At 32.0% G+C, this 24,163-nt stretch carries 24 protein-coding genes and 1 pseudogene; 7 read left to right on the forward strand and 18 right to left on the reverse strand.

The features are described from left to right. Positions 1 to 112 precede the first annotated feature (112 nt). From AC0L5U_RS10640 to AC0L5U_RS10660, 5 genes are read left to right on the forward strand one after another with little or no spacing between them, the layout of a single operon-like run. Positions 113 to 1,453, forward strand: coding sequence for an NAD(P)/FAD-dependent oxidoreductase (locus AC0L5U_RS10640; RefSeq protein WP_473416399.1), 1,341 nt, complete (start codon positions 113 to 115; stop codon positions 1,451 to 1,453). A gap of 10 nt (positions 1,454 to 1,463) precedes the next feature. After that, the gene (locus tag AC0L5U_RS10645; protein ID WP_473416400.1) at positions 1,464 to 3,086 is read left to right on the forward strand and encodes a 4Fe-4S binding protein; all 1,623 of its coding nucleotides are present in this window, start codon (positions 1,464 to 1,466) and stop codon (positions 3,084 to 3,086) included. A gap of 44 nt (positions 3,087 to 3,130) precedes the next feature. Further along, complete coding sequence (locus AC0L5U_RS10650; protein ID WP_473416401.1) at positions 3,131 to 3,607, forward strand: toxin-antitoxin system YwqK family antitoxin; 477 nt, start codon at positions 3,131 to 3,133, stop codon at positions 3,605 to 3,607. Continuing rightward, a complete protein-coding gene (locus tag AC0L5U_RS10655; protein ID WP_473416402.1) occupies positions 3,604 to 4,293 on the forward strand; it encodes a glycosyltransferase family 2 protein in 690 nt (229 codons plus the stop codon). Before AC0L5U_RS10650 ends, AC0L5U_RS10655 begins: the two co-directional genes overlap by 4 nt. Continuing rightward, positions 4,293 to 5,783, forward strand: a complete 1,491-nt coding sequence (locus AC0L5U_RS10660) for a cellulose synthase family protein (protein WP_473416403.1) — start codon at positions 4,293 to 4,295, stop codon at positions 5,781 to 5,783. Before AC0L5U_RS10655 ends, AC0L5U_RS10660 begins: the two co-directional genes overlap by 1 nt. A 140-nt stretch (positions 5,784 to 5,923) precedes the next feature. On the opposite strand, the gene AC0L5U_RS10665 is transcribed toward AC0L5U_RS10660, so the two are convergent. Beyond that, positions 5,924 to 7,063, reverse strand: a complete 1,140-nt coding sequence (locus AC0L5U_RS10665; RefSeq protein WP_473416404.1) for a putative porin — start codon at positions 7,061 to 7,063, stop codon at positions 5,924 to 5,926. Positions 7,064 to 7,180: 117 nt separating this feature from the next. On the opposite strand from AC0L5U_RS10665, the gene AC0L5U_RS10670 reads away from it, so the two are divergent. After that, a complete protein-coding gene (locus AC0L5U_RS10670; RefSeq protein ID WP_473418269.1) occupies positions 7,181 to 8,575 on the forward strand; it encodes an MptA/MptB family glycosyltransferase in 1,395 nt (464 codons plus the stop codon). Between the two features lie 27 nt (positions 8,576 to 8,602). Here the strand turns inward: AC0L5U_RS10670 and AC0L5U_RS10675 are convergent, their stop codons facing one another. The 13 genes from AC0L5U_RS10675 to AC0L5U_RS10735 all read right to left on the reverse strand — a co-directional run bounded on the left by AC0L5U_RS10675 (position 8,603) and on the right by AC0L5U_RS10735 (position 18,177). Further along, entirely contained in the window at positions 8,603 to 8,959 is a 357-nt protein-coding gene (locus AC0L5U_RS10675) for a hypothetical protein (protein WP_473416405.1), read from the reverse strand. Positions 8,960 to 9,109: 150 nt separating this feature from the next. Further along, entirely contained in the window at positions 9,110 to 9,331 is a 222-nt protein-coding gene (locus AC0L5U_RS10680) for a hypothetical protein (protein ID WP_473416406.1), read from the reverse strand. Between the two features lie 17 nt (positions 9,332 to 9,348). Beyond that, positions 9,349 to 9,651 (reverse strand): hypothetical protein, encoded by a 303-nt coding sequence (locus tag AC0L5U_RS10685; RefSeq protein WP_473416407.1) that lies wholly within the window; start codon positions 9,649 to 9,651, stop codon positions 9,349 to 9,351. A gap of 386 nt (positions 9,652 to 10,037) precedes the next feature. Beyond that, complete coding sequence (locus AC0L5U_RS10690; protein WP_473416408.1) at positions 10,038 to 10,880, reverse strand: pseudouridine synthase; 843 nt, start codon at positions 10,878 to 10,880, stop codon at positions 10,038 to 10,040. Positions 10,881 to 10,931: 51 nt separating this feature from the next. After that, positions 10,932 to 11,882 carry a carbon-nitrogen hydrolase family protein gene (locus AC0L5U_RS10695; RefSeq protein ID WP_473416409.1) on the reverse strand — a complete coding sequence of 317 codons (951 nt, stop codon included), beginning with the start codon at positions 11,880 to 11,882 and terminating at the stop codon, positions 10,932 to 10,934. Further along, positions 11,883 to 12,785 carry a geranylgeranylglycerol-phosphate geranylgeranyltransferase gene (locus tag AC0L5U_RS10700; RefSeq protein ID WP_473416410.1) on the reverse strand — a complete coding sequence of 301 codons (903 nt, stop codon included), beginning with the start codon at positions 12,783 to 12,785 and terminating at the stop codon, positions 11,883 to 11,885. A 54-nt stretch (positions 12,786 to 12,839) separates the two neighbouring features. Continuing rightward, the gene (locus tag AC0L5U_RS10705; protein ID WP_473416411.1) at positions 12,840 to 13,769 is read right to left on the reverse strand and encodes a mevalonate kinase family protein; all 930 of its coding nucleotides are present in this window, start codon (positions 13,767 to 13,769) and stop codon (positions 12,840 to 12,842) included. Between the two features lie 28 nt (positions 13,770 to 13,797). Then, positions 13,798 to 14,877, reverse strand: coding sequence for a diphosphomevalonate decarboxylase (gene mvaD, locus AC0L5U_RS10710; RefSeq protein ID WP_473416412.1), 1,080 nt, complete (start codon positions 14,875 to 14,877; stop codon positions 13,798 to 13,800). 5 nt (positions 14,878 to 14,882) lie between these two features. Further along, positions 14,883 to 15,416, reverse strand: coding sequence for a DUF1697 domain-containing protein (locus AC0L5U_RS10715; RefSeq protein ID WP_473416413.1), 534 nt, complete (start codon positions 15,414 to 15,416; stop codon positions 14,883 to 14,885). Continuing rightward, on the reverse strand, positions 15,417 to 16,628 hold the full coding sequence (locus AC0L5U_RS10720; protein ID WP_473416414.1) for a BaiN/RdsA family NAD(P)/FAD-dependent oxidoreductase: 1,212 nt from the start codon (positions 16,626 to 16,628) through the stop codon (positions 15,417 to 15,419). Next, the gene (locus tag AC0L5U_RS10725; protein ID WP_473416415.1) at positions 16,625 to 17,308 is read right to left on the reverse strand and encodes a glycerophosphodiester phosphodiesterase; all 684 of its coding nucleotides are present in this window, start codon (positions 17,306 to 17,308) and stop codon (positions 16,625 to 16,627) included. Before AC0L5U_RS10725 ends, AC0L5U_RS10720 begins: the two co-directional genes overlap by 4 nt. Before the next feature lie 6 nt (positions 17,309 to 17,314). Next, entirely contained in the window at positions 17,315 to 17,782 is a 468-nt protein-coding gene (locus AC0L5U_RS10730) for a hypothetical protein (RefSeq protein WP_473416416.1), read from the reverse strand. Then, complete coding sequence (locus tag AC0L5U_RS10735) at positions 17,716 to 18,177, reverse strand: acyl-CoA thioesterase (RefSeq protein ID WP_473416417.1); 462 nt, start codon at positions 18,175 to 18,177, stop codon at positions 17,716 to 17,718. The genes AC0L5U_RS10730 and AC0L5U_RS10735 overlap by 67 nt, the downstream gene beginning before the upstream one ends. Before the next feature lie 118 nt (positions 18,178 to 18,295). Between AC0L5U_RS10735 and AC0L5U_RS10740 the strand changes: the two genes are divergently transcribed. Next, positions 18,296 to 19,090, forward strand: coding sequence for a hypothetical protein (locus AC0L5U_RS10740; protein WP_473416418.1), 795 nt, complete (start codon positions 18,296 to 18,298; stop codon positions 19,088 to 19,090). On the opposite strand, the pseudogene trxA reads toward AC0L5U_RS10740, so the two are convergent. The 4 genes and pseudogenes from trxA to AC0L5U_RS10760 all read right to left on the reverse strand — a co-directional run bounded on the left by trxA (position 19,087) and on the right by AC0L5U_RS10760 (position 24,157). Then, positions 19,087 to 19,397: pseudogene (gene trxA, locus AC0L5U_RS10745) on the reverse strand (thioredoxin). The gene AC0L5U_RS10740 and the pseudogene trxA sit on opposite strands and share 4 nt — an antisense overlap. 95 nt (positions 19,398 to 19,492) lie before the next feature. Next, positions 19,493 to 20,200, reverse strand: coding sequence for a ShlB/FhaC/HecB family hemolysin secretion/activation protein (locus AC0L5U_RS10750; protein WP_473416419.1), 708 nt, complete (start codon positions 20,198 to 20,200; stop codon positions 19,493 to 19,495). Beyond that, a complete protein-coding gene (locus AC0L5U_RS10755) occupies positions 20,185 to 23,184 on the reverse strand; it encodes a metallophosphoesterase family protein (protein WP_473416420.1) in 3,000 nt (999 codons plus the stop codon). The genes AC0L5U_RS10750 and AC0L5U_RS10755 overlap by 16 nt, the downstream gene beginning before the upstream one ends. Before the next feature lie 37 nt (positions 23,185 to 23,221). Beyond that, complete coding sequence (locus AC0L5U_RS10760; RefSeq protein WP_473416421.1) at positions 23,222 to 24,157, reverse strand: aldo/keto reductase; 936 nt, start codon at positions 24,155 to 24,157, stop codon at positions 23,222 to 23,224. Positions 24,158 to 24,163 lie beyond the last annotated feature (6 nt).

Genomic DNA, 24,163 nt, shown 5'->3' on the forward strand with positions numbered 1-24,163 from the left:
TTTGTTAAAAATCCTTACATAAGATATTCAATTTAAACTAATTCTAAATTAAATAGCAAAACTTAAGTTCTTATCTTTAACTTCGACCTAACATCTTCAACAACCAAAACATATGGAACATATTGTTATTATAGGTAACGGAATTTCTGGCGTAACTGCAGCCAGACATATTAGAAAGCTTTCCGATAAAAGAATTACCATCATATCTGCAGAAACTGATTATTTCTTCTCACGTACCGCATTAATGTATGTATACATGGGACATATGAAGTTTGAGCATACCCAACCTTACGAAAATTGGTTCTGGAAGAAAAACAGAATTGAACTCAAAAAAGGCTTTGTAAAACAGATTGAAACCAAGTCTAAAACACTTCATTTTACAGAAGGAGATGCATTGCAATATGACAAATTGATTATTGCGACTGGAAGTAAACCCAATAAATTTGGTTGGCCAGGGCAAGACTTAAAAGGTGTTATGGGCATGTACCACAAACAGGATTTAGAAAACCTTGAAATATATGCACCAAATAACAAAGTGTGTAAACGTGCTGTGATTGTTGGTGGTGGTTTAATTGGTATTGAATTGGCAGAAATGCTACATTCTAGACATATTCCTGTTACGTTTTTGGTAAGAGAATCTAGTTTTTGGAATGGTGTTTTACCAAAAGGCGAAAGCGCAATGATTAACCGGGAAATTCTTAGTGTTGGTATAGATTTGCGCTTATCTACAAATTTAAAAGAAATAGTTTCTGATGAAAACGGACAAGTAAAATCAGTAATTATTCAAGAAACAGGCGAAGAAATTCCTTGTAATGTGGTTGGTTTAACGGCAGGCGTATCGCCAAATATTGATTTTATTAAAGATTCTGATATTGAAACAGGTCGCGGTGTAAAAGTAAATCGTTATTTAGAAACCAACATAAAAGATGTTTTTGCTATTGGCGATTGTGCAGAACAACATGAAAGCATTGACCAACGTAGACCCATTGAAGCGGTTTGGTACACGGGTAGAATGATGGGAGAAACCTTAGCGCAAACCATTTGTGGTAATCGTATACAATACAAACCAGGACATTGGTTTAATTCTGCAAAATTTATTGATATAGAATACCAAACTTACGGTTGGGTTTGGGCACAACCTAAAGAAAACGAAGCTCGTTTTTATTGGGAACATGCTGATGGTAAAAAATGTATTCATCTTAATTATGATAAAAATACGCGCGAATTTATTGGCATCAACACTTTTGGAATACGCATGCGCCATGAGTTTTTTGATAAAATTCTAACCGAAAAACAATCTGTAGACTACGTTTTAGAACATTTGGCAGATGCTAATTTCGATCCCGAGTTTTATAAACTTCATGAGGCAGCCATTGTTTCAAAATTCAATCAAGAAAACAACACTAACATTCAACTTAAAAAGAAAAGTTGGAAACGCATATTCGCATCATAAAAAGATAAACATGAAAGTAATAAAATATATAGGATTAGGATTATTCCTTATTGGTTTAAGCATTTTTACTGGAAGTCTATTTATGGGCAACTTCAGCTTAACAGAAAGTGAGTTAAATGCCTTTGTAGATTCAAAAGGCTATAAAAACGAACTCATTAAAACCGAACTTAAAAAGGCAACAGTTACAGAAGAAGATTTAAATATTTTTCAGTTTTCTAGTAGAGTTCGAGAAGCTTTTAAAATCTCAAACAATCATTACGATGAGTTAATTGCAAAGTACGATGCTGAAAAAAACTGGGATAAAAAGGGCGAACAATACCAATATAAAATTTTTGGAAAACCACATACTCTAAGTTATGAAGTTGCTAAAAAAGCAGGTTCTGGCTTTGTAAAAGAAAACGCAGGACTCATGTGGTGGCTTACATTTGGCTTAGCTATTATTGGTGCTTTATTGTTTATACTACCTAATCTGATTTTATTAGGAAAACCAGGAATTAAAAACAATGGTGTTTACCATGAAGCGAGCACCAATCGCGGATGGATTGCTTGGTTGGTATTGGTTTACTTAGTTACATTTTACCTTACCCTGTATTTCATGGCAGATTATGTTGTGAATTGGACGTACATTCTAGATCCTATTAGCGAATTTCTAAACGGTGGTTCTGCAAGTCAATGGTTTGTATATGGGTTTTTATATTGTGTGGTTATGCTAGTTATGGCTGTGCGTATGTATATCAAATACCGCCATAATAAATATCAAGTTATTCGTACTACATCAGTATTGTTTTTTCAAATTGTATTTGCGTTTTTAATTCCAGAAATTATGACCAGCTTAAACATGCCTGGATACGATTTTAAAAATGCTTTCCCATTGGATTATGATTTCTTTTTTGATTGGAATATAGATAGCCTTCGTGATAGTGGTGCCATCGGACTTTTCATATTAGTTTGGGGCATTGTGTTAACCTTAGTTATTGTACCTGTAATGGTATATTTCTTCGGAAAGAGATGGTACTGTTCTTGGGTGTGTGGTTGTGGTGGTTTAGCCGAAACGTTAGGCGACCCGTACAGACAAAATTCTAACAAAAGTTTGAATGCTTGGAAACTGGAACGCTGGTTAATTCACGCTGTACTGGTATTTTCATTAGTGATGACTTTAGTTACACTTTATTGTTATTTTAGTGGAGCGCAATCGTTTTTAGGCATTAAATCCCAATGGATAAAGGACACGTATAGCTTTTTAATTGGTGCTTGGTTTGCAGGTGTTATAGGAACAGGTTTTTATCCTATTTTCGGGAATCGTGTGTGGTGTCGTTTTGGATGTCCGCTTGCAGCATACTTAGGATTGGTACAACGTTTTAAATCCAGATTTAGAATTACAACCAATGGCGGACAATGTATTTCCTGTGGCAATTGTTCAACGTATTGCGAACAAGGAATTGACGTTCGCGCTTATGCTCAAAAAGGCGAAAATATTGTACGTTCTAGTTGTGTTGGTTGCGGCATTTGTTCGGCAGTTTGCCCAAGAGGCGTTTTAAAGTTAGAGAACGGACCAGAAAAAGGACGTATAAATCCAACCGATGTTTTATTGGGGAATGATGTAGATTTGATGGATTTAGTGAATCAGAAATAGTTTTCAGTTGAATAATCCCTAAAGCAGGAAATCAAATATTTTAAATGAAAAACTTAACTTTTATAATAGTTTTACTCATCAGTTTTAACGCTTCCGCGGGAAAAAAATACCAAAGAGAATTCTACGAAAATGGAACTATTAAAGCTGAAGGTTGGATAGAAAACAATATCAAAATAAACTATTGGACGTTTTATTATTCCAACGGAAAAATTAAAAAAGAAGGGCATTATGAAAAGGGAGAACCTGTAAAATATTGGTACTTTTACCGCGAAAACGGCACTAAAGAAAGTGAAGGCCATTTTACCAATGGTAAAAAAAATGAATGGTGGCTGTTCTACGATGACATGGAAAAAGTAAACCACAAATGTCAGCTAAAAGACAATGTAAAAAACGGATATTGTTTAATGTACAAAAATGAAAAACTAATAGCAGCAAGACGTTACAAAGCTGGAAAGCAAATAAAGGAATGGACCAGTTTTAGGTCTTTCAAAAAAGAAAACAATCTTAAAGATTTAAAATGACCAAAATAAACGTCATCATTCCAGCCTACAACGAAGCCGATTCTATTGCGAGTGTTATAAAAGATATTCCAGATACCGTAGAAGAAATTATTGTAGTAAGCAATAATTCTAACGATGCTACCGAAACAAATGCAAAAAAGGCGGGTGCAACTGTTTTAACCGAAAGTAACAAAGGCTATGGGTACGCCTGTTTAAAAGGGATGGATTATGTGGCAAAAAAAGTCAATACCCCAGATATCATTGTTTTTTTAGATGGCGATTATAGCGATTACCCTGAAGAACTCACTAAGATAGTAACCCCAATTATCGAAAACAACACAGATTTTGTAATTGGCGCTAGAGTAAAACGACTACGTGAAGAAGGATCAATGACGGTTCCTCAAATTTTCGGAAATTGGCTAGCAACATTTTTAATGAAATTGTTTTTTGGTGCAAAATTTTCAGACTTAGGACCTTTTAGAGCTATAAAATACGATAAGCTATTAACACTCAATATGGAAGACAAAACCTATGGCTGGACAGTAGAAATGCAATTAAAAGCCTTAAAACAAAAACTAAGCTATACCGAAGTTCCCGTAAATTACAGAAATAGAATAGGTGTCTCAAAAGTTTCAGGAACTGTAAAAGGTGCTATATTTGCAGGCATAAAAATACTAAGTTGGATTTTTAAATACAGTTTTAAATAATGATTATAGATGCTATTATAATAGTTATTTACACCATAGCAATTTTGCTTATTTTCATGTATGCATTAGCGCAATTAAATCTGCTTTTTAATTATTTAAGTTCAAAAAAGAAATCTGTTAATTGTCCAAAATTCGATTTATCAAACCCTGAAGAAATCCCATATGTAACTATACAGCTCCCTGTCTATAATGAGATGTATGTTATGGAACGTTTATTAGATAATATTGCAGAAATAGATTACCCAAAAAACAAATTAGAAATTCAAGTTTTAGACGATTCTACCGACGAAACTGTTGAAAGCACAAAACAACACATAGAAAAATTAGCTACCTCAGGTTTAGATATAAAACATGTCACCAGAACTATCAGGAATGGATTTAAAGCAGGTGCGCTTAAAGAAGGTTTAGTTAATGCTAAAGGCGAATTTATAGCAATTTTTGATTCTGATTTTTTACCTCAAAAGGATTGGTTAAAACGTACCATTCCTTATTTTAAGAATGAAGAAATCGGTGTAGTACAAACCCGTTGGGGACATATAAACCGAAATTATTCCTTACTCACAAAAATTCAAGCCTTTGCGCTCGATGCTCATTTTACTTTAGAACAAGTAGGGCGAAATAGCAAAGGGCATTTTATTAATTTTAATGGAACAGCAGGTGTCTGGCGTAAACAATGCATTATTGATGCTGGCAATTGGGAAGGCGATACACTAACGGAAGATTTAGATTTAAGCTACCGTGCACAACTCAAAAATTGGAAATTTAAATATTTAGAAGACGTTGAAACTCCAGCCGAATTACCAATAGTAATAAGTGCAGCACGTTCACAACAATTCAGATGGAATAAAGGAGGTGCCGAAAACTTCAAAAAAATGATGTGGCGGGTATTAAAAAACGATACTATTTCATCAAAAACAAAAGTACACGGTTTACTTCATTTACTTAATAGCACCATGTTTTTAAACATCCTCATCGTAGCTATTTTAAGCATCCCGATGCTTTATATCAAGAATGAGTACTTACATTTAAAACCATACTTTATTGTAATGAGTTTCTTTGTGTTAAGTACACTTATTTTCTTTATTTGTTATTGGTTTATGTATAAAAATATTTATGGAGGTGGTATAAAAGGCTTTATGAATTATATAGGTATGTTTTTTGTATTTTTCTCAATAGCTATGGGCTTTTCTCTACACAATTCTATAGCAGTTTTAGAAGGGCATCTAGGTAAAAAATCCGAGTTTGTTCGCACTCCAAAATTCAACTTAAGCAAATACAAAGACAATTGGAAAAACAATAAATACATCAAGCGCACAATCTCAGCACACGTTATCTTTGAAGGTATTTTAATGGTATATTTTGCTTTCGGGATGTATAGTGCATTTATAGTTGGAGATCAAGGTGGCGATTTTGGATTATTTCCTTTTCACTTGATGCTGTTTTTAGGCTTTGGCTATGTGTTTTTTAAGTCTATGGCTTCTAAAGTGTAATATTATTTTGGGCGTTACCCAAAAGGGTCGGGATTTCACTACTCAATCCCTCCTTCGTCGGGGATTTCAAACATGCCGCTCAATCCCTAACGCGGGTCTATCAGCCAAAATCATTTTTAGATAACAACTTCGGTACTTGTTCAAAACTTTATATCAATATCAAACCGAATTCTACTACCATTTTCCAAAGCACTACCATAAGATACTAATTGCTCAACCAAATAATATTTCATAACTAAATTCATGCTTTTATTGAGTTTATAAGCAGTTACAAACTCAATACCTTTGTAGTTCGTTAGTCTACCATCTGGAGAATCAAACGATGAATAATCCCATCTAGCCCAATCGTTTTGCGTTAAAAAATCTACTGCGACATAGCGTTCTAAATGATTGTATGTGAATTTCAAAAACCAATCGCCTTTTGTTTTTAGTTGACCGTAGCTTACACCACTTACAAAACCTTGATTTTCATTTTTTAAACTATTGGGGATGTTAGGGTTGTTTTGATAATCTTCAAGGTTAGTATAATAATCAGCATCAATATGTATCAACGGTTTATCTAATAATTTTAGTTTTCCACCAATACTAAAAATGGTATAATCAAATACAAATGTTGCTGCACCATCCGGAATATCAGGCATATTTTTAAAAATGTATAACGATGGAAATAGTTTTAGTTTATTATCAAAGAGCTTAAAATTTGTCTGAAAACCTTCAAAATAACCATCATTTCCCAAAGATTCTCCAGAAGCAACAACTATAAAATGTCCACCACCAAAACTCACTTCATTTAAAATTTTAGACTTTAAAGGAAAAGCTGCTTTTAAAAATACGCCTTCTGGAAATACATTATCACTCCAAAATTGTTCGTTATTTTTTTCAAAAGGAAAAGTATTTTTACCTAGCCATCCAGAAAAATTTTTATGCTTTGCTTGAAAAAAGATTTTCTCAAAACCAATAGGCAATGTGCCAAACTCTTTTGAAACATCCCCTAGAGTAATTTGAGGATCTTGTTGTTTTATGGGGTTTCCTGTACGGATTCTCAAACCCACGTTTGCCCAATTTTTAAATTTATAATTGGCACCAACTCTAGCTCGATAGCGTAATCTTGTCCGGTCTGTTCTATAAGTACCATCTGATTTTCTGGAATTCCAATCTTCTTCTACTCGAAATCTAAAATCACCTTCAAATGTAACATTAGACAATTTTTCGTTTTGAGCGTTTAGGTTGATGTATTGTAAAAAGAATCCTAAAATAACGACTAAACTTCTAAAGTTCATTACAAGTAAATTTGTTTAGTTAGAATGCGAAAATAAAAAAACTCACATAAAAAAACTAACATGCATCATACTTACAATATTCATAATTTAAAAAATTTTTAATCCTATATTTGATTGATGCTACTAAACCCAACTTTTCTTAAACTCTATAAAATGCCATTATTAATGGCGTTATTTAGCATCTTATTCTATTGGGTATTTGCATACGATTTAGTAAGAACTGATTACATAAAACTCATCACACTTTATGTAACCTTGTTCTTTTTGTTTTATAAACTTCTTGAAAAATTTAAAAGCAGCCCTAAACTATTAACTTATTTGTCCTTCGTATTTAGAGCTATTTTCATATTAGCCATACCAAATTTATCACAAGATTTCTACCGCTTTATTTGGGACGGACGGATGATTTTAGAAGGATTAAATCCCTATTTATACACCGTAGAATCCTTTATAAGTCAAGGCGAGTTCCCAATAGCACAAGCACAGGAACTTAGAACAGGTATGGGCGATTTAAATGCGAGCCATTTTACAAATTACCCACCAATAAATCAATTGTGTTTTGTAATTGCAGGATTATTTGCTGGTAAAAGTATTTTAGGTTCAGTATTTGTAATGCGACTACTCATTATTGCTGCAGATTTTGGAACACTTCACTTTGGAAAAAGACTTTTAGAAAAACTAAATATTCCTACGTACAATATCTACTGGTATATTTTAAACCCTTTTATAATAATTGAACTTACAGGAAACCTTCATTTTGAAGGTGTAATGATTTTCTTTTTAATTTGGAGCTTGTATTTATTGTATACTGGTAAATGGTATTGGGCTGGGCTTGCTTTAGCACTTTCAATTTCTGTAAAGTTAATTCCTTTAATATTTTTGCCTTTATTTTTTCAATGGTTTGTAATATCTAAAAAGAATAAAAATGAGGTTTCGACTATGCTTAAACTGATAAATTTAACTGGATTCTACTCAATAATAGGTATTACAACTCTCCTCCTTTTTCTACCCTTTTATTCCACAGAATTTATAACTAACTATTCGCAAACTGTCGCACTTTGGTTTCAGAATTTTGAGTTTAACGCGAGTGTATACTATATAGCCAGAGCTATTGGTTACACATTTAGAGGCTACAATGAAATTGCTATAATTGGAAAGAGCAACTCCAATTATTGTGGTTCTTTTGTATTAATTTTAACTTTTTTCAGAAGAAATAAAACACCAATTCAACTTATAACTGCGATGCTATTGGTTTTATCATTTTACTATTTTACAACTACAACGGTACACCCATGGTATATAGCTACACTTTTGATACTTTCAGTATTTACCAAATATAAATTTCCGCTTGTTTGGAGTTTTGTAATCATACTTAGTTATCTGGCTTACATCAACCTAAACAAAGCAGATAAATCGGAAAACCTTTGGGTAATTGCTTTAGAGTATATAGTTGTTTATGGCGTATTTATATGGGAAGTTTTCATAAAAAAGGCTCCCAAATTGGAAGCCTAAAATATTTTTGATTTTATTACAAGTCTTTTACAACTTCTCCAACTTTGTAATAGTTTTTGTTTCCCCATTAGCAGATTCTAAATCTCTACTAAAGGTGATTTTATACATAGTACCCACCAAGCTGTTAGAATTCAAATCGATTTTTTTCAATACTTTATGCTCAACATTTTGGAATGTAAGTATTTGCCCTTTGCCATTTTTATCCTTTACCTTAAAAGTATAAACATTATCCTTTTTTCCATCAAAAGTTGCGTAAACTATAAAACCTTCCTGAACTATTTCTACAGAAACAATTTCATCAGAATATTCAATAGATTTAAAACTTGAAAGTGATAATAGGCTTAAAACCAAACCACTTAAAACAATAATTTTTTTAGTCTTCATTTTATTAAGTTTTATTTTAGAATAAGTAGTGTTCAAAAAACATGCCACTAAAAAAGAGTTAAATATCAAACCCTAATTTGCTTATTAAATATACGTTATTTATTCAAAAGTAATGAAGTAACATTAATCAGAAAAAATATTACTATTAAATTAAAGCAGTTTCAAACTCTCGACTCTATAAATAGGCTCATCATCAGTACCATCTTCAATAAACGTAATTCTAAAATCTTTATCAATTAGGTTTTCATCATTCTTCAAATCAAATTGCTTTAAAACACGCGGATGCACTTCTTCAAAGGCTAACTCCTCTCCATTTTCAAACCAAAAATTGTAATAACCGTTCCTGTAAGACTTAAAAGCGGCTGTTCTCATAGTACTAAAAATATTTATTATTCATCCATTATTGGTGGCTGTATTGCTTCAGGGTCGTCATTTTCAAAAGCATCATAATCATCTACATCATAATTCTCCATAGTCACAACAAGTTTAGCACTTACTTTTACTAAATATTTCGTGTCTTCCGTAATCACTTCAACGGCCTCAATAAGTTCGTTATGTTGATTTTTAAAAGTTACAATATGATCATCATCATAACCATCAGGATACTTATTTACTAGTAAGGCTAAAATTTCTGGGGTTAACTTCTTAAAGTCTACGATAACCCGTTTTAAATTATTATTTCTACTTTTCATGGTTGGTATTTTATTTGATTTGGTTAATTTAAGTACTCAAAAGATACATAAAAAATAAAAACGCAACAACACTTCTACAAAATTCATATGCAAATTCCGAGGGCATAAAACTAAAAACCGAAGGTTAACTTTATGTTACACAAAGAAAAAACAAACGCTATTAAATACAAAAAATAGTTGAAATTATTTGGGCGTTACCATAAGGGTCGGGCTATCGGTTACAAGTCCTCACTTATGCACAAAGACGCAAAAGCTTTGGGCCAACCACTACTATCCCTAACGCGGGCAAACCTAATAACTAATAGGTTTTACAAACTACAAAGCAATTTAGAAACTTCATTTTTAAAATAGAAGAAATTCAATATAACCGATTAAAAAAATAGGTCTTATAGCATCCTCAAAGTATTTAACTCCTGTTCAGTTAAATGTTTCCAACTTCCACGTGGAATATCTTTTTTTGTTAAGTGTCCAATAGCAACACAATCTAAACTCAAAATATCATACTTAAAATATTCAAAAATGGTTCGGATAATTGTGTTACCTGTGTTCTTGATTTTTAAACCTATTTCTTTTTTTGAGGTACCATCTATATAGCTTATTTCTTCAACTTCAATAAGTTTTCCTTCAACTTTAAAACCACCTTGAATCTTTTTTAAATCTTCTAGTTTTAAGTTTTTATCTAGTTCTATATGAAACAAACGAGCTACGCCATTTTTTGAGTTAGTAAACTTTTTTGCTATAGCATCATCATTGGTAAACAGCAACAATCCTTTAGAGTTTCGTCCTAAACGTCCAATTGGTTTTATTTTAGAATTTGAAGCGTTTGATACCAAATCCATAACCGTTCTACCTTTACCCTCGCTTGTTGTAGTTGCGAAACCTTTTGGTTTGTTAAGTAAAACGTAAGCTTTCTTTTCAGGGCTTATTCTAGCACCATCATAACGTACCTCATCTCCGGGCTTAACTTTAAAGCCCATTTCAGTAATTATTTTTCCGTTTACAGCTACTAATCCTGTAGCAATATGAACATCGGCCTCTCGACGTGAGCACATTCCAGAATTTGCTACATATTTATTCAAACGTATTTCATCAGAATTACTTGGAGTATTCTTTTGAGTATTTATTTTCTTAACTGGCGGATTTCCTTTTGCGTAACCCTTAGAACGATTATCTCTGTTTTCGCGCCCTTTTAGTTTTCCTTTTCCTTTACCGCCTTGTTGTCTGTTCATTACTTTTAATTTTTTGCAAAGATAGATTTAAAATCTACTATTTACGTTTATTTACTTATTAAACTTAACTGTAGATTGCCTCTCAGTATTTACAGTCAATTTGGTAACATCTGGTCTTGAATAATGCCCTACAGGATCAAAATTTTGGCGTTCTTCATAAATACTATTAAAATCAATAGTTTCAATAATTAACCCTGATTTATGTAATACAGGTGCTACTACCCACTCACCATCTGGCCCCGCTATACAACTTCCGCCATTAGCCAAAACATCTGGGGCTTTTTCTAATATTTTATCTAAATGTGGTGTACCTTTAGGAAAGTCTTTTTTAGTCATCAAACTACTCACAGAAATAACAAAACTTCGTGATTCTCTGGCAATAAAACGAGTAATATCTTTTGTGTTATGGTCACTCCCTGGCCATACAGCAATATGTAAATTTTCTCCCAAACCATACAATGCCGCTCTAGGTAATGGCATCCAATTTTCCCAACAATTCAAACCACCAACAGTAAAATCTTTTAATGGGTGCACTTGCAAGCCGTTGCCATCTCCTGGCGCCCAAGTTAAACGCTCATCATAAGTTGGTTGTAGTTTTCGGTGTACGGACTTTATTTCTCCTTCTTGATTTACATAAATTAAAGACGCATAAATACTATGTCCTCCTCTATCTAACGGGCGTTCTATAACGCCTAAATAAATAGCAATATTATGTGTTTTTGCTAATTTGCAAATATTTTCTAAATCATCATCTTCAATAGTAATCGCATTTTTTACATAATGCGCATGTATTTCTTTATTTATATTTGTGTTCCATTCAGCACCACCGGTTAAAGCCAACCAAAATGGATACCCTGGTACTAAGCCTTCCCCAAAAACTATCAATTCGCAACCTTCTTTGGAAGCATCAATTATAGATTCTTCTACTTTTTTTAGAGTTTCAGTTTTATTTAACCATACTGGCGAAATTTGAGCCAAGGCTACTTTTAATAAGTTTTGCATTTAAATTCGGTTTAAAATAACACTCACGTCTATCAATAAAATACTAAAAACACCTGCAAGAATTATAAATTTTAAAATATTATGTAATATTAAATATTGCACTTTAGTCGAAGATTTCCATAATAATATCAAAAAGACTACTAATAAAAACATACTTAAGTAAAAGAAAAGGTACATGTAACCAACCTCGAAATAAAACAATAGTAAATAAGAAGGTATTAATGTGAAAACAGCCAAAGTAGTTAACATTATTTTGGAGGTTTTCTCGCCATATATTACCGGAATTGTAGTATAACCCTGAGCAATATCTCCTTTTATGTTTTCTAAATCTTTTGTGAGTTCCCGCATGGAAATCATTAAAAACAAAAATATGGCATGTACAAAAATGACTGTTTCAAAATTTTTGTAATACATGAAAATGGCAAAAAATGGAGTAATAGTAAGAATTGCCGAAGTTAAATTGCCAATAAAAGATAACTTTTTAAGCTTGTGTGAATAAAACCAAATTCCAAATATGTAAATAGAAAAGAATATTACGGCTTTAAATGACACATAACTTGCCATAATTACCGCCAAAAAGTTGAGTGTAAAATAAAATGAGAGTTTGGTATTTTGGCTTACCAACCTATCTAACCGAGATTTTATTGGACGATTTATCAAATCTTTCTCTGAATCGTAAAAACTATTTATAATATAACCACCTGCTATGGTTGCTGCAGATGCAAGCACTATCATGAACAAGTTTAAATCAAACACCACCTGTTTTACTGGTTTGTTATATGCTAAAATATAAACTGCCGTTAGGTATTGCGCGATAACTACAATGAGAATATTATAACCACGAACTACAGAAAACATACTGAAAAATTTGAGTAGTATATGTTTCTGTCTTCTAGATAACATCTGAAAAAGTTTGATGAGATCCTGAAACAAAGTTCAGGATGACAGTAAATGGGTTTAGAAGTTGTAAACGACCTCTAATTTATAATCTGATAAGGATTGTTTTGCTTTTTGAATATCTTCTGTAAAACCAAGTATATAACCACCTCCACCAGAACCACAAAGTTTTAGGTAATAATCGTTAGTATCTAATCCCTTTTTCCAAAGCTCATGAAATTGCTTAGGGATCATTGGTTTAAAGTTATTTAAAACAATTTTTGAAAGCTGTTTTGTGTTTCTAAATAAAGACTTTACATCGCCTTTTAAGAAATCATCTACACAAGCATCTGTATGTTTTATAAATTGATTTTTAAGCATGCTACGGAAACCTTCTTGCTTCATGTTTTCCATGAACAAACTTACCATTGGTGCGGTTTCACCAATTATACCACTATCTAATAAAAACACAGCGCCTTTACCTTCGCTTTGTTGAGCAGGAATGCCTGTAGCTTCAATATTATCTTTAGAATTGATAAGAATTGGAATGCTTAAATAACTATTTAAAGGATCTAGTCCTGAAGATTTTCCATGGAAAAAGGATTCCATTGCAGAAAAAATGGACTTTAATTTTAAAAGTTTTTCTCTAGTTAAATTTTCAAGAACTGTAATTTTATCAAACGCATACTTATCATAGAGTGCTGCTACAAGTGCGCCACTACTACCAACACCATAACCTTGAGGAATTGAAGAATCAAAATACATTCCAGAATTTACATCTTCTTGCAAACGTTCATTATCAAAACGTACAATAGCATCGTCTATATTTTGAATATGTTTTGCAAATCTCTTTAAGCTTTCATTAGACTTGATAGCCTCTTCAGAAGGGTTTTCATCTTTCTTTAAAGCACCATTATAAAAACTGTAAGGAATTGATAAGCCTTTAGAATCTTTTATAATTCCATATTCTCCGAAGAGTAATATTTTTGAGTAAAACAAAGGTCCTTTCATAAGCAACTTGTGACTTGGTTATGCAAAATTACAATAGTTTTGCTCCAAAACCAATTTTATCGTTAATATAGTGACCTTTTTGGCAAAATGCAACTAATTCATTTTTAATGAATTCGCCTATTTTTTCAGCTTCATTTTCTGGATATAGCATGTGTACATTTGCACCAGCATCTAAAGTAAAACAAACTTTAGAACCTATTTTTTTTCTGTAAGCCCATATTTTATTTATTATTTCTAAAGTATTTGGTTTCATTAAAATGAAATATGGCATACTAGTCATCATCATCGCATGAAGTGTTAATGCTTCACTTTCAACTAAAGCTATGAACTTATCTAAATCACCATCTTTCAAAATAGAAACCATATCTGAAAGATTTTTATTAGCTTGTTTAAAACGTTCTTGAGCAAACGGATGCCCATACATTAAATTATGACCAACAGTACTACTCACTTGTTTTTCGCCTTTATCAACTAATAAAATGGTGTCTTGATAGTTTTTGAAATTATCATGAACTTTATGAGGATATTTTACACCAAATAAGTCTGAACTTCCTTCAATGGCTTCATGCTTCCCCCAAACTACTAAATCACCTTCTAAACTTCTACAAGCACTTCCTGAACCTAAACGTGCTAAGAATGAAGCTTTTTGAATGAAATCCACTTCTGAAACATCAGAACTTAATGCTTTTTCAATACTCATCAAACACAAGGCTAAAGCGCTCATACCTGAAGCTGAAGATGCAATTCCAGAACTATGCGGAAATGTATTTGAGGTTTCAATTTTAAAATGATATGCTTTTAAAAAAGGTAAGTAAGCCTCAACCCTTTTAAAAAAGGTTTCTATTTTTGGTTTAAAATCGTCTTTCTTTTCATCATCTAAATACACTTCAAAAGAAAACTCATCATTATTTTCCTTTTTTGAAAAACTCAAATTTGTGGTTGTTTTACAATTGTCAAGTGTAAAACTAATCGATGGGTTTTCAGGAATTTGATTTTCCTTTTTTCCCCAGTATTTCACTAAAGCAATATTACTAGGAGACGACCATTTAAAACTTCCTTTTTCAATGGTATTTGAATATGGTTTTGGAATAAATTTATTTTCTATCATGGCAATTATTCTGCCGACAAAGATAACAACTTTACCATAGTTTTATAGTTTCTTGCTGTGGCTGTAACTTTTAATTTTCGTTCAAAGAAATTATTGCTACATTTTGCCTTGCCGTAACCTACTGAGCAAAAAAAATAAACACACTTATCTGTTATTTCAAAATATTCATTCGGATAAGACAGCTTTGATATTTCATCTACTAAATCAGTATTAGCTTTTGTATATAACATCATAAAATAGCTTTTCATTTTTTCTTCTTCAGAGAAAGGGCTATCATCAAAAATTTGTTTTAATTCCAGAGGCAATAACACTAAAATTGGCACTTCAAAACCAAAATGAGATTTTATGGCATTGTGGATTTTTGATGCTTGTTTTTCTTTATCGTTTTCTGAAGATTGAAATATTACATTACCACTTTGAATGTAAGTTTGCACATTTTTGAGTCCAATTTTGGAAAGTAATTCTCGAAGTTCAGCCATTGGAATTTTCTTTTTACCACTTACGTTTATGCCTCTTAAAAGTGCGATGTATGTATTCATTTATTTTGAAATATTTTGAGATGCAATATAAGCCCCAGTCCAAGCATTTTGAAAATTAAAACCTCCTGTTACCGCATCAACATTTAATACTTCTCCTGCGAAATAGAGATTTTTGACGAACTTACTTTCAAAGGTTTTAAAATTGATTTCTTTAAGATTTACGCCTCCTGCGGTTACAAACTCTTCTTTAAATGTACTTTTCCCATCAACTTTAAAAACAGCCTGTGTTAATTGACTCGCTAAATTTTCTAATTGTGTTTTATTCAAATCTGCCCATCGTGTTTCTTCATCCATATTGGAAGTTAAAACTAATTTATGCCATAGTCGTTTTGGAAGTTCAAATTGAGTAGATTTAAAAACTGTTTTTTTAGCTAAATCTTGTTTTAATGTTTTTAAAAGCTCTAAACAATCTTCAAAGGACTGTTTTATAAAATTTATTTCAATTTTGAATTTATAATCTCTTTTAGCCAATTCTAAAGCTCCAAAAGCAGACAGTTTTAATATTGAAGGTGCACTCATGCCCCAATGTGTAATTAAAAGTGGGCCTTCACTCCATAAATTTGTTTCTAAAACTTTTACTTCAACATCTTGAGCTACAACTCCAGGAATGTCTTTGATACGATTATCATTAATATTAAATGTAAATAATGATGGTACAGGTTGTGAAATTGAATGTCCAAAATCTTGAAGCAAATTCCATATTTTAGGATTACTACCAGTTGCTATCAATACTTTTTCGGATGAAAAGCTACCTTGAGAAGTTTCAATTTGAAACACTTCATTTTCATTTGAAATGGACTTAACAGAATGATTATAAAACACCTCAACCTGATGCTTTTCAGCTTCATTTAAAAAACAATTAATTATGGTTTGTGATGAATTGGAAACAGGAAACATTCGGCCATCGTCTTCAATTTTAAGTGCGACACCTCGATTTTCAAACCATTCAATAGTATCGCCTGTCATGAAATGATGAAAAGGCCCTAATAGTTCCTTTTCTCCACGCGGGTAATTTTGTACTAATTCTTGAGGAATAAATTCGGCGTGTGTGACATTACAACGTCCGCCACCAGAAACTTTAACTTTAGTCAAACCTTCCTTTCCTCGCTCTAGAATAGCAACTTTTAAATTGGGATTTTGTTCTGCAATATTAATAGCCGCAAAGAAACCTGCTGCTCCGCCACCTATAATTATGACGCTTTTTTGCATCATAATCTATCTGGAAAATCTGTAATCATACCGTCTACACCGTAAGATTTAATACGCTTTATAGGATTTAAATTATTTACAGTAAAAGCAATAACTTTATAATTTTCTTTTAATTGCTCTACAATTTCTTCAGTTAACATCGTGTAATTTAAATGAATAGATACTGCCTTTACAGACTCTGCTGTAGCAACTGCTTCTTCTAAATTCGTTTCAGTAATTACACCCAAAGGTATTTTATCATTTATTTCGTAAACAGTTTCTAGTAGATTTTTCTGGAAACTAGAGACAATTATATTTTTGTACTCCCAGCCTTTTTTATCTACAAAAAAAGTAATTAATCTAGCCGCTTCTTTTGCAGTATCTTGTCCTTTTAACTCAATATTTATTAAAATTTTATTATCCACAAAAGCTAAAACTTCAGATAAGGTTGGAATTTGGCAATACCCTTTAACCACAGCTCTTTTCAGTTCTTTAAGTGGTTGCTTTGAAATCTCACCAGTAGCATCAGTCATTCTATCTAAAGTAAAATCATGAAAAACCACCAACTGACCTGTAGCACATCTATGCACATCTATTTCAATACCATCAACACCCAGTTCCATTGCTTTTTTAATAGATTCTATAGTGTTTTCGGCAAAGTGCCCTTTAGCACCTCTATGTCCTATTTTTAATGGATTCGTCATCGTTATTTAGTTTTTAGGTCGCATTAAACCTTCTTGTGCCACAGAGGCAATTAATTGTCCTTCTCTAGTAAAAATGTTTCCTCTAGCAAATCCTCTAGCGTTTGAAGCACTAGGAGATTCTAAAGAAAAAAGTAACCAATCGTTAAAATCAAAATCTCTAAAATACCACATAGAATGATCTAAACTTGCGGTTTGCGTATTGCCCCAATGCGCTTTACTAGCATGAGGGTTTAACGCGGAAACCAGAATATTATAATCGGAAACGTAAGTTAAAATTTGCTGTTTTGTAGCTAAATTTAAATCTTCTACATTACCTTTAAGTTTAAACCAAACATCATAGTAGGGTTCTAGATTTTTCTTTTCTAACGGATTTACAAATTTAGTTGGTTTAAATTCAATAGGACGCTTTATTTCAAAAAAGCTTTTAAACTTTTTGGTAAAAAATCGCCATATTGTTTCAACATGTCTGTCCAACTCAATAATTCTTCAGGTTGTTTTAAACCTGACTTCATTTCAGTTTGATGATTATAACCCGTTTCTTTTTTATGAAATGAAGCGGATAATATAAATATTGTTGTGTTATTTTGATGCGCAGTTACGCGTCTTACTGAAAAACTACCACCATCTCTAACAATACTAACATTATACGTGATAGGTATATCTAAATTGCCTGCTTCCAAAAAATAGGAATGCATGGAATGTAATACCCTATTATTCTTTATAGTTCTACTCGCTGCATTTATAGCTTGCGCCAAAACCTGACCGCCAAAAACAATAGGACTCCCTACTGTTTTACTTACACCATTAAATGTATGATCATTTATTTTTTCTAATACTAAAAGATTTAACAAATCGTTTACTGTAGTCATATAATAGCAGTAGTTGTTTACTAGAAATTTAGTTTATTTAGAAAATGATTTTTTAATAATAAATTTTAAAACGAAAATATCTCTGTAAATTTACCAATATAAATGCTTACTACCTAAAATGAATAAATTTCTAGTCATCCTTTCTCTTATTTTCCTCAATTGTGGCAATGAAAAATTGAGTGTTTTAACAGATTTACCAAGTAGTTTAAAAGAAGCTTCAGCTATAGAAAAAGTAGTTGATTCTGATTTACTTTGGACCATTGAAGATTCTGGAAATAAAAACAACATCTTTGGTTTAGACCTAAAAGGAAATATTGTAAAAGATATTGATATCAGTAACTCTAGTAATATTGATTGGGAAGATTTAACTTCTGATAAAAAAGGTAATCTATATATTGGAGATTTTGGAAATAACAGTAAAAATAGAGACGATTTTACAATTTATAAAGTCTCTAATTTAAAGGACAAAAAAACAAAAGCAGAACGCATCAATTTTATGTTACCTAAAAATATAAAACCAAAAGACTTTGAGGCCTTCTTTCTTTGGAACAATAACTTCTATATTTTTAGTAAAGAAAACAAATCGAGCATGTTATTTAAAGTTCCTAACCAAGTTGGATTGCATACTGCCGTTTTGATTGAAAAATTCAATTTAGATGGCAAAAATCACAGAATTACATCTGCTGATATTAGTGATAATGGAAAAACTGTAGTTTTACTTAATCATAACAAACTATGGAAAATCACCGACTTTAAAAATGATGATTTCTTCAAAGGCAACATCCAACAACTAAAGTTTGACCATAATTCTCAAAAAGAGGGGATTTGTTTTAAAAACTCTAATTCTGTTTACATTACTGATGAAAAAAATAAAAGTGAAGGGGGTAATTTATATGAATTTAAAATAAATTAAACCGTAATACCTCCTTGTGCTTCAATAACATTTAAAATATCATTTTTTTGTAATACCCCAGATTGTCTCCACTTGGGTACACCATCTACAAATAAAATCATTGTGGGTACACTTCTCACTTGATATTTTACAGCAAGCTCATTATTCTTGTCTATATCTATCTTTACTATTTTTACTGCATCACCAACTTCATCTTTTACGTCTTTTAGAATTGGCATTAACGCTTGACAAGGCCCACACCAAGTTCCAAAAAATCTACTAATACTATTTTTTCAGAATTTATTATGTCTTTAAAACTACTTTTCATTTAATTAAATTTTACACTATAGTAGACGGATAAATTGATTAAAAATTACACTACAAAGATGAGCCTCTGAAACAAGTTCAGGGTGACGCTTTGCATCAAAAACCGAAACCAACCTTAAACGCTAAACGCAAACCATCATCACTATTAAAAGCCGATAGATTTAATGTCATAATATCTGCAGCATTTGCAAAAACACCTCCACCTATTGAGGTATTCCATATGTTTGAATTAAAGGTGCTATTTGAAACCATATCATTATCTACCCAAACACGACCATAATCAAAACCAGCGTAAACTCCAATATTTAATGGTAGTAACCCTGTTTTAACCTTACGCAGATTTAAACGTAAATCTGTACTTTGATAAAAAGAATTTTCACCTGAAAAGCGTTCATTTCTGTAACCACGCAATCCGTTATTTGCTCCTAAATTTGCCGCTTGATAAAACTCAAAATCATCTCCAAAAATAAAATGTGCTTGTGCATGTGTAGCAAAAACTAATTGTCCGCTAGCATCTAACTTATAATCGAAACCTAGTTCAGGAATAAAATAGGCAAAGCCTTTTGACTCATCAATATTAGAAGTATATCCCAATTGCAAACTGGTTTGCATTCCTAAAGTTGGGAATGCTTCGTTATCTTTATTTTGATAACTATACATAGCCTCTACTCCAACAAAATCATTTTGAACCTCTATATTATTTCCACCAATAAAATCATTTATAAATCGATTACTAGTTTCTTCAACTTCAATAGACTCATAACTTAACCCTAATTTAAAATGTGCTCCTAATCTCCTCTCCAATTTAAAGATGGTGCAAATTTCAACTTACTTAATTTTACACGATTATAGTTTAAATCAAAATTATCCTCATCATCTGCATTCAAATTAGGTGTACTGTTCCCAAATCCAAAGAAATTAACCGCATAATTCGGACTTGTATATTTAGCATTCAACCCTAAGTTCCATGTACCTATTACATTGGCAAACTCTCCGTTATATTCAAAATCAAACCCGCTTGTAGCAAAATAATACGCTCCTGAAATAGTATGTTGAGAACTAAATGGATTACGCTCAAATCCGTAATTAGTAAGTGTATTTACAAAACCTATTTTAAATCCATCATCCGGATTTGCACCCAACAAAGGCGTAAATTGGTTAGCACTATTTTTTGGCTTCGCATAATCATAAATATTCGTTTCATAATCATTCGTTAAGTTCTTACTGCCTTTATTAGTAATAAACTCACTTTTCTTAGACTTATAGTCATAGATTTTAACTTTCTTTCCGTTTTCAATAGCATAAGTATCTTTATTCTGACCACCAATTAGTCTTAGCTTAATTAGATTATCGCCTTCACCCTTAACTTCAAACACATCTTCATCATCTAATCCATACATCCAAATTTCTTTAGTATCTTCTCTATCATATGTTTTTTGATGTATGATAATACCTTTCTTTCCGTTTTTTATTCTATATACTGTTAGCTTCGTATTTCCATTTGGCATACGTTCTATTTCAAACAAATCATCTTTATCAGTTCCTCGCACTAACGGCGTTTTATTAAGAGCTTTATAATATCTATTTGCTATTTCAGGCAAGTTTTTAAGTCGAGATTTAAGCACTCGTTTTATTTCAGTAATTGTTTCATCTTGAACTTCTTTTGGAAACGATTTAAATGCGTTATCTATAACTTCATCTGTTAAGTTTTTTTGAATAAAAGCAACTTGCGCTTCCCATTGTTTTCTAGTAGTTTCATTTAACAACATCATATCTAACGAAAACGGACTAAAATTAAAGCCTTTTACATTTCTGATATCATCATTAAAACCTTCCATGAGTTTTAATGGTGGTACAATTCGAGTAGCTAAATTCATTAAAGCACCATCTCCCATATTAGAAAAAGCTTGATCTCTATCCCTCGGAATTGGTCTATATATCACTTTATCAGATTCTTTAAACTCTGCCCAACGCCATTGATCTGTATGTCTATCCCAATCTCCAATTGTCATATCAAACAATCTTGCTCTTAAGAACATATCTTCATCCACTACGTATTTTTCATCTTTGCGTAACTTCTTCATTAAATCATCAGTACTTTCAATTTTATTTGAATTACCAAAACTTTTAAGATTGCCATGTCCATCAGACACATGCTCCTCAATCATATACAATTCATCTCCAAAATCTGAATTAAACGCAGCTAAAGCATTCTGTTTAGGCACAAAATATAATATAGGATTTGTATGGTATAGATTAACCGCATCAGACAGACCTCCTGTTACAAAAGGCGCATAAGGATGAGAACCTGTGTAAAAATCTTGTAATAATTTTTCGGTAGCTGTACCATCAAACTGTCCTTCAATATATTGGTCTTTAAAAGCCATAGCTTGCAAGTACACCGTAGCACTTTTCCTTATGGCACGCATTACATAACGTTTCCCTTCTTTATTTATTAATTGAAGTGATTTAGATTGATGACCACCTCCCTTCCTATATGGCTTTAAGCCGCCAAATAAAGTATCTAAATTAACTGTTGGCGCATTTACTTTTGTTCCATAATATTTTCTGTAACGTTCTCCCCAAATGTATTTGTAAAAACCACTTTTCTCAACTTCTTTTTCTGAATAAACTGATGCCATTTTTTGGTCTGAAAATGCAGCATCATAATTTTCAAGACTTTCTTTTTTATCTTCTGAAAATATTTCAGTTTGAAAAATCACCTTATCCGCTTTTACTGAATAAAACCGAACGATTGAGGATCCGTCTTTAAACACATCTAATCTTGCAAAACCAGAATCACTAGACGAAAAAGTGCCACTTACATTTCGTGTTGCTGTAGATTTTGAACCAGAACCACTAACAATTTGTGGTAAATTATCTTGAACTAAATACTGCAAACTATGCTCGTGCCCAGAAACAAAAAGTGCTTTATCATTTTCTTGAGCTATCGTTACAACACGCTTCTTAAAAGCGTTATATTTTTTGTTTTGTAAATCAGCAGGAGATACACCACTTGTTTTTCGCAAAACATTTTTTAAAGTTCCTAAAACAGGAATAGGTTTTAAATGGCTTCCAAAAGAATACTGTCCTCCATGAGGTCCATTAGTAAACATTGGGTGATGCATTGCAATAATTGTAGTTTTACCTCGTGCTTTTTTGACTAGACCTTCTAACTCTTCAAAAAACTTAAAACGCGTTTTAATTTCGCAATCATCATTTATTGTTGGATGCTTATCCCAATTAGTTAAGTACCATTCAGAATCAATAACAATCATAACAATATCATCAGATATCTCAACTTTTTCAATCGGGCATCCATTTTCTGGTAAAAACGTGTTCTTGCCTAAAGCATCTTCAATATATTTCTCTTGTCTTTTTAAACCTTTCAAGCCATTACTATACCAATCATGATTACCTGGAATAAAAATAGTTTCACCTTTAAAACCTTTAACTGAATTAATTTGAGCATTTAATTGACTTTCAGCCAAAGCACGACCTTCATCCCCTTTTTTTGGTAAACCTTTCGGGTAAATATTATCACCTAAAAAAACAACAGTACTGTTTTTTGAAGCTTTAGACAATTCAGTTTTAAATGCGCCAATTCCTTCTGAAGATTCTGATTCGCCAGAAATACCTGCATCACCAATTAAGTAAAACGAATGCGCTATCTCTTTATCTGGATAATCATTTTGGAAACTACTATTATTATACTGGGTTTTATAAGTTGCACAAGCGTTAAGTATCAATATAACTATAACGAAAGATGCTATTTTTTGAAATTTCATATAGGGTTGGATTAATTTTTTAAAGATAATCATTCTTTTAATTCCAGTTTAAAGTGTTTCGCTCATTCCAATACGTATTTGGGGATATTTCTTGGGCTTTTAACAATTGTAACTCTTCTTGAGTCAAACTAAAATCTAGAGCTTTTAAATTTTGAGTTAACTGAATTTTATTTGAAGCGCCACTTAGAACAAATGTAGGTTTTAGGTTATCTATAACAAAACGTAGAGCGATAGCATCAACACCAACATTATACTTTTTTGACAAACCTTCTACCAATTTATAAGACTCATAGTAATGTTTAAATTTTTCATTTTGAAAAACACGTCCATTAGCTAGAGCTTCTTTAATAATGACGCTTTTACCTTCTTTTAAAACTTCTTTTAAAATTGAAAAGGCAGATTGCTCGAACACATTATATGTTACTTGAAAACTATCAAATAATGCATCATTATTTACTTTAATTTTTAAAGCAGCTTTAATCACTTCTTTTTGATTTGGACCACTTGTTGTAATGCCGATTTTTAATCCTGTATCTCTTTTAATTTCTGAAAGCTGATTTAAAACATCGCTATTTTCTAAAACTTCACTTTCAAAAGTAGCTGAATGTACTTGATAATACTTTAGATTTGGAAGCATTTGTTTTGATACTTCCCATTGTTCAAGCAACTTATTAATTGAATGTTCTTTAATTTCGTGTTTACCGCCAAAACCTAATTCCCAGTTTGCCACATAAGTATAACCCCATTTTGTACCTAAAACAGCATCATTACAATTTCTGGAAGCATTCCACTCTTGTAAAAACGCCTCTCCTTTCCCATAAGAAGGAGCCGTATCAAAATAGCGAACACCTAGCTTATAAGCTTCATCTAAAACCAACATTGTGTTTTGTTTAAAAGCTTTTTCAGATCTATCGATAGCATCGTTATCTCTGATATTGATATATTCTGGCCGACCTAAAGCCGCTAAACCCAACCCAAT

This window comes from Jejuia sp. G7-7 (assembly GCF_055808955.1).

Bases quoted from the DNA above. Each gene is read 5' to 3' on its own strand.
- AC0L5U_RS10640 (WP_473416399.1), top strand. From the start codon at position 113: ATGGAACATATTGTTATTATAGGTAACGGAATTTCTGGCGTAACTGCA.
- AC0L5U_RS10645 (WP_473416400.1), top strand. From the start codon at position 1,464: ATGAAAGTAATAAAATATATAGGATTAGGATTATTCCTTATTGGTTTA.
- AC0L5U_RS10650 (WP_473416401.1), top strand. From the start codon at position 3,131: ATGAAAAACTTAACTTTTATAATAGTTTTACTCATCAGTTTTAACGCT.
- AC0L5U_RS10655 (WP_473416402.1), top strand. From the start codon at position 3,604: ATGACCAAAATAAACGTCATCATTCCAGCCTACAACGAAGCCGATTCT.
- AC0L5U_RS10660 (WP_473416403.1), top strand. From the start codon at position 4,293: ATGATTATAGATGCTATTATAATAGTTATTTACACCATAGCAATTTTG.
- AC0L5U_RS10665 (WP_473416404.1), bottom strand. From the start codon at position 7,063: ATGAACTTTAGAAGTTTAGTCGTTATTTTAGGATTCTTTTTACAATAC.
- AC0L5U_RS10670 (WP_473418269.1), top strand. From the start codon at position 7,181: ATGCTACTAAACCCAACTTTTCTTAAACTCTATAAAATGCCATTATTA.
- AC0L5U_RS10675 (WP_473416405.1), bottom strand. From the start codon at position 8,959: ATGAAGACTAAAAAAATTATTGTTTTAAGTGGTTTGGTTTTAAGCCTA.
- AC0L5U_RS10680 (WP_473416406.1), bottom strand. From the start codon at position 9,331: ATGAGAACAGCCGCTTTTAAGTCTTACAGGAACGGTTATTACAATTTT.
- AC0L5U_RS10685 (WP_473416407.1), bottom strand. From the start codon at position 9,651: ATGAAAAGTAGAAATAATAATTTAAAACGGGTTATCGTAGACTTTAAG.
- AC0L5U_RS10690 (WP_473416408.1), bottom strand. From the start codon at position 10,880: ATGAACAGACAACAAGGCGGTAAAGGAAAAGGAAAACTAAAAGGGCGC.
- AC0L5U_RS10695 (WP_473416409.1), bottom strand. From the start codon at position 11,882: ATGCAAAACTTATTAAAAGTAGCCTTGGCTCAAATTTCGCCAGTATGG.
- AC0L5U_RS10700 (WP_473416410.1), bottom strand. From the start codon at position 12,785: ATGTTATCTAGAAGACAGAAACATATACTACTCAAATTTTTCAGTATG.
- AC0L5U_RS10705 (WP_473416411.1), bottom strand. From the start codon at position 13,769: ATGAAAGGACCTTTGTTTTACTCAAAAATATTACTCTTCGGAGAATAT.
- mvaD (WP_473416412.1), bottom strand. From the start codon at position 14,877: ATGATAGAAAATAAATTTATTCCAAAACCATATTCAAATACCATTGAA.
- AC0L5U_RS10715 (WP_473416413.1), bottom strand. From the start codon at position 15,416: ATGAATACATACATCGCACTTTTAAGAGGCATAAACGTAAGTGGTAAA.
- AC0L5U_RS10720 (WP_473416414.1), bottom strand. From the start codon at position 16,628: ATGATGCAAAAAAGCGTCATAATTATAGGTGGCGGAGCAGCAGGTTTC.
- AC0L5U_RS10725 (WP_473416415.1), bottom strand. From the start codon at position 17,308: ATGACGAATCCATTAAAAATAGGACATAGAGGTGCTAAAGGGCACTTT.
- AC0L5U_RS10735 (WP_473416417.1), bottom strand. From the start codon at position 18,177: ATGACTACAGTAAACGATTTGTTAAATCTTTTAGTATTAGAAAAAATA.
- AC0L5U_RS10740 (WP_473416418.1), top strand. From the start codon at position 18,296: ATGAATAAATTTCTAGTCATCCTTTCTCTTATTTTCCTCAATTGTGGC.
- AC0L5U_RS10755 (WP_473416420.1), bottom strand. From the start codon at position 23,184: ATGAAATTTCAAAAAATAGCATCTTTCGTTATAGTTATATTGATACTT.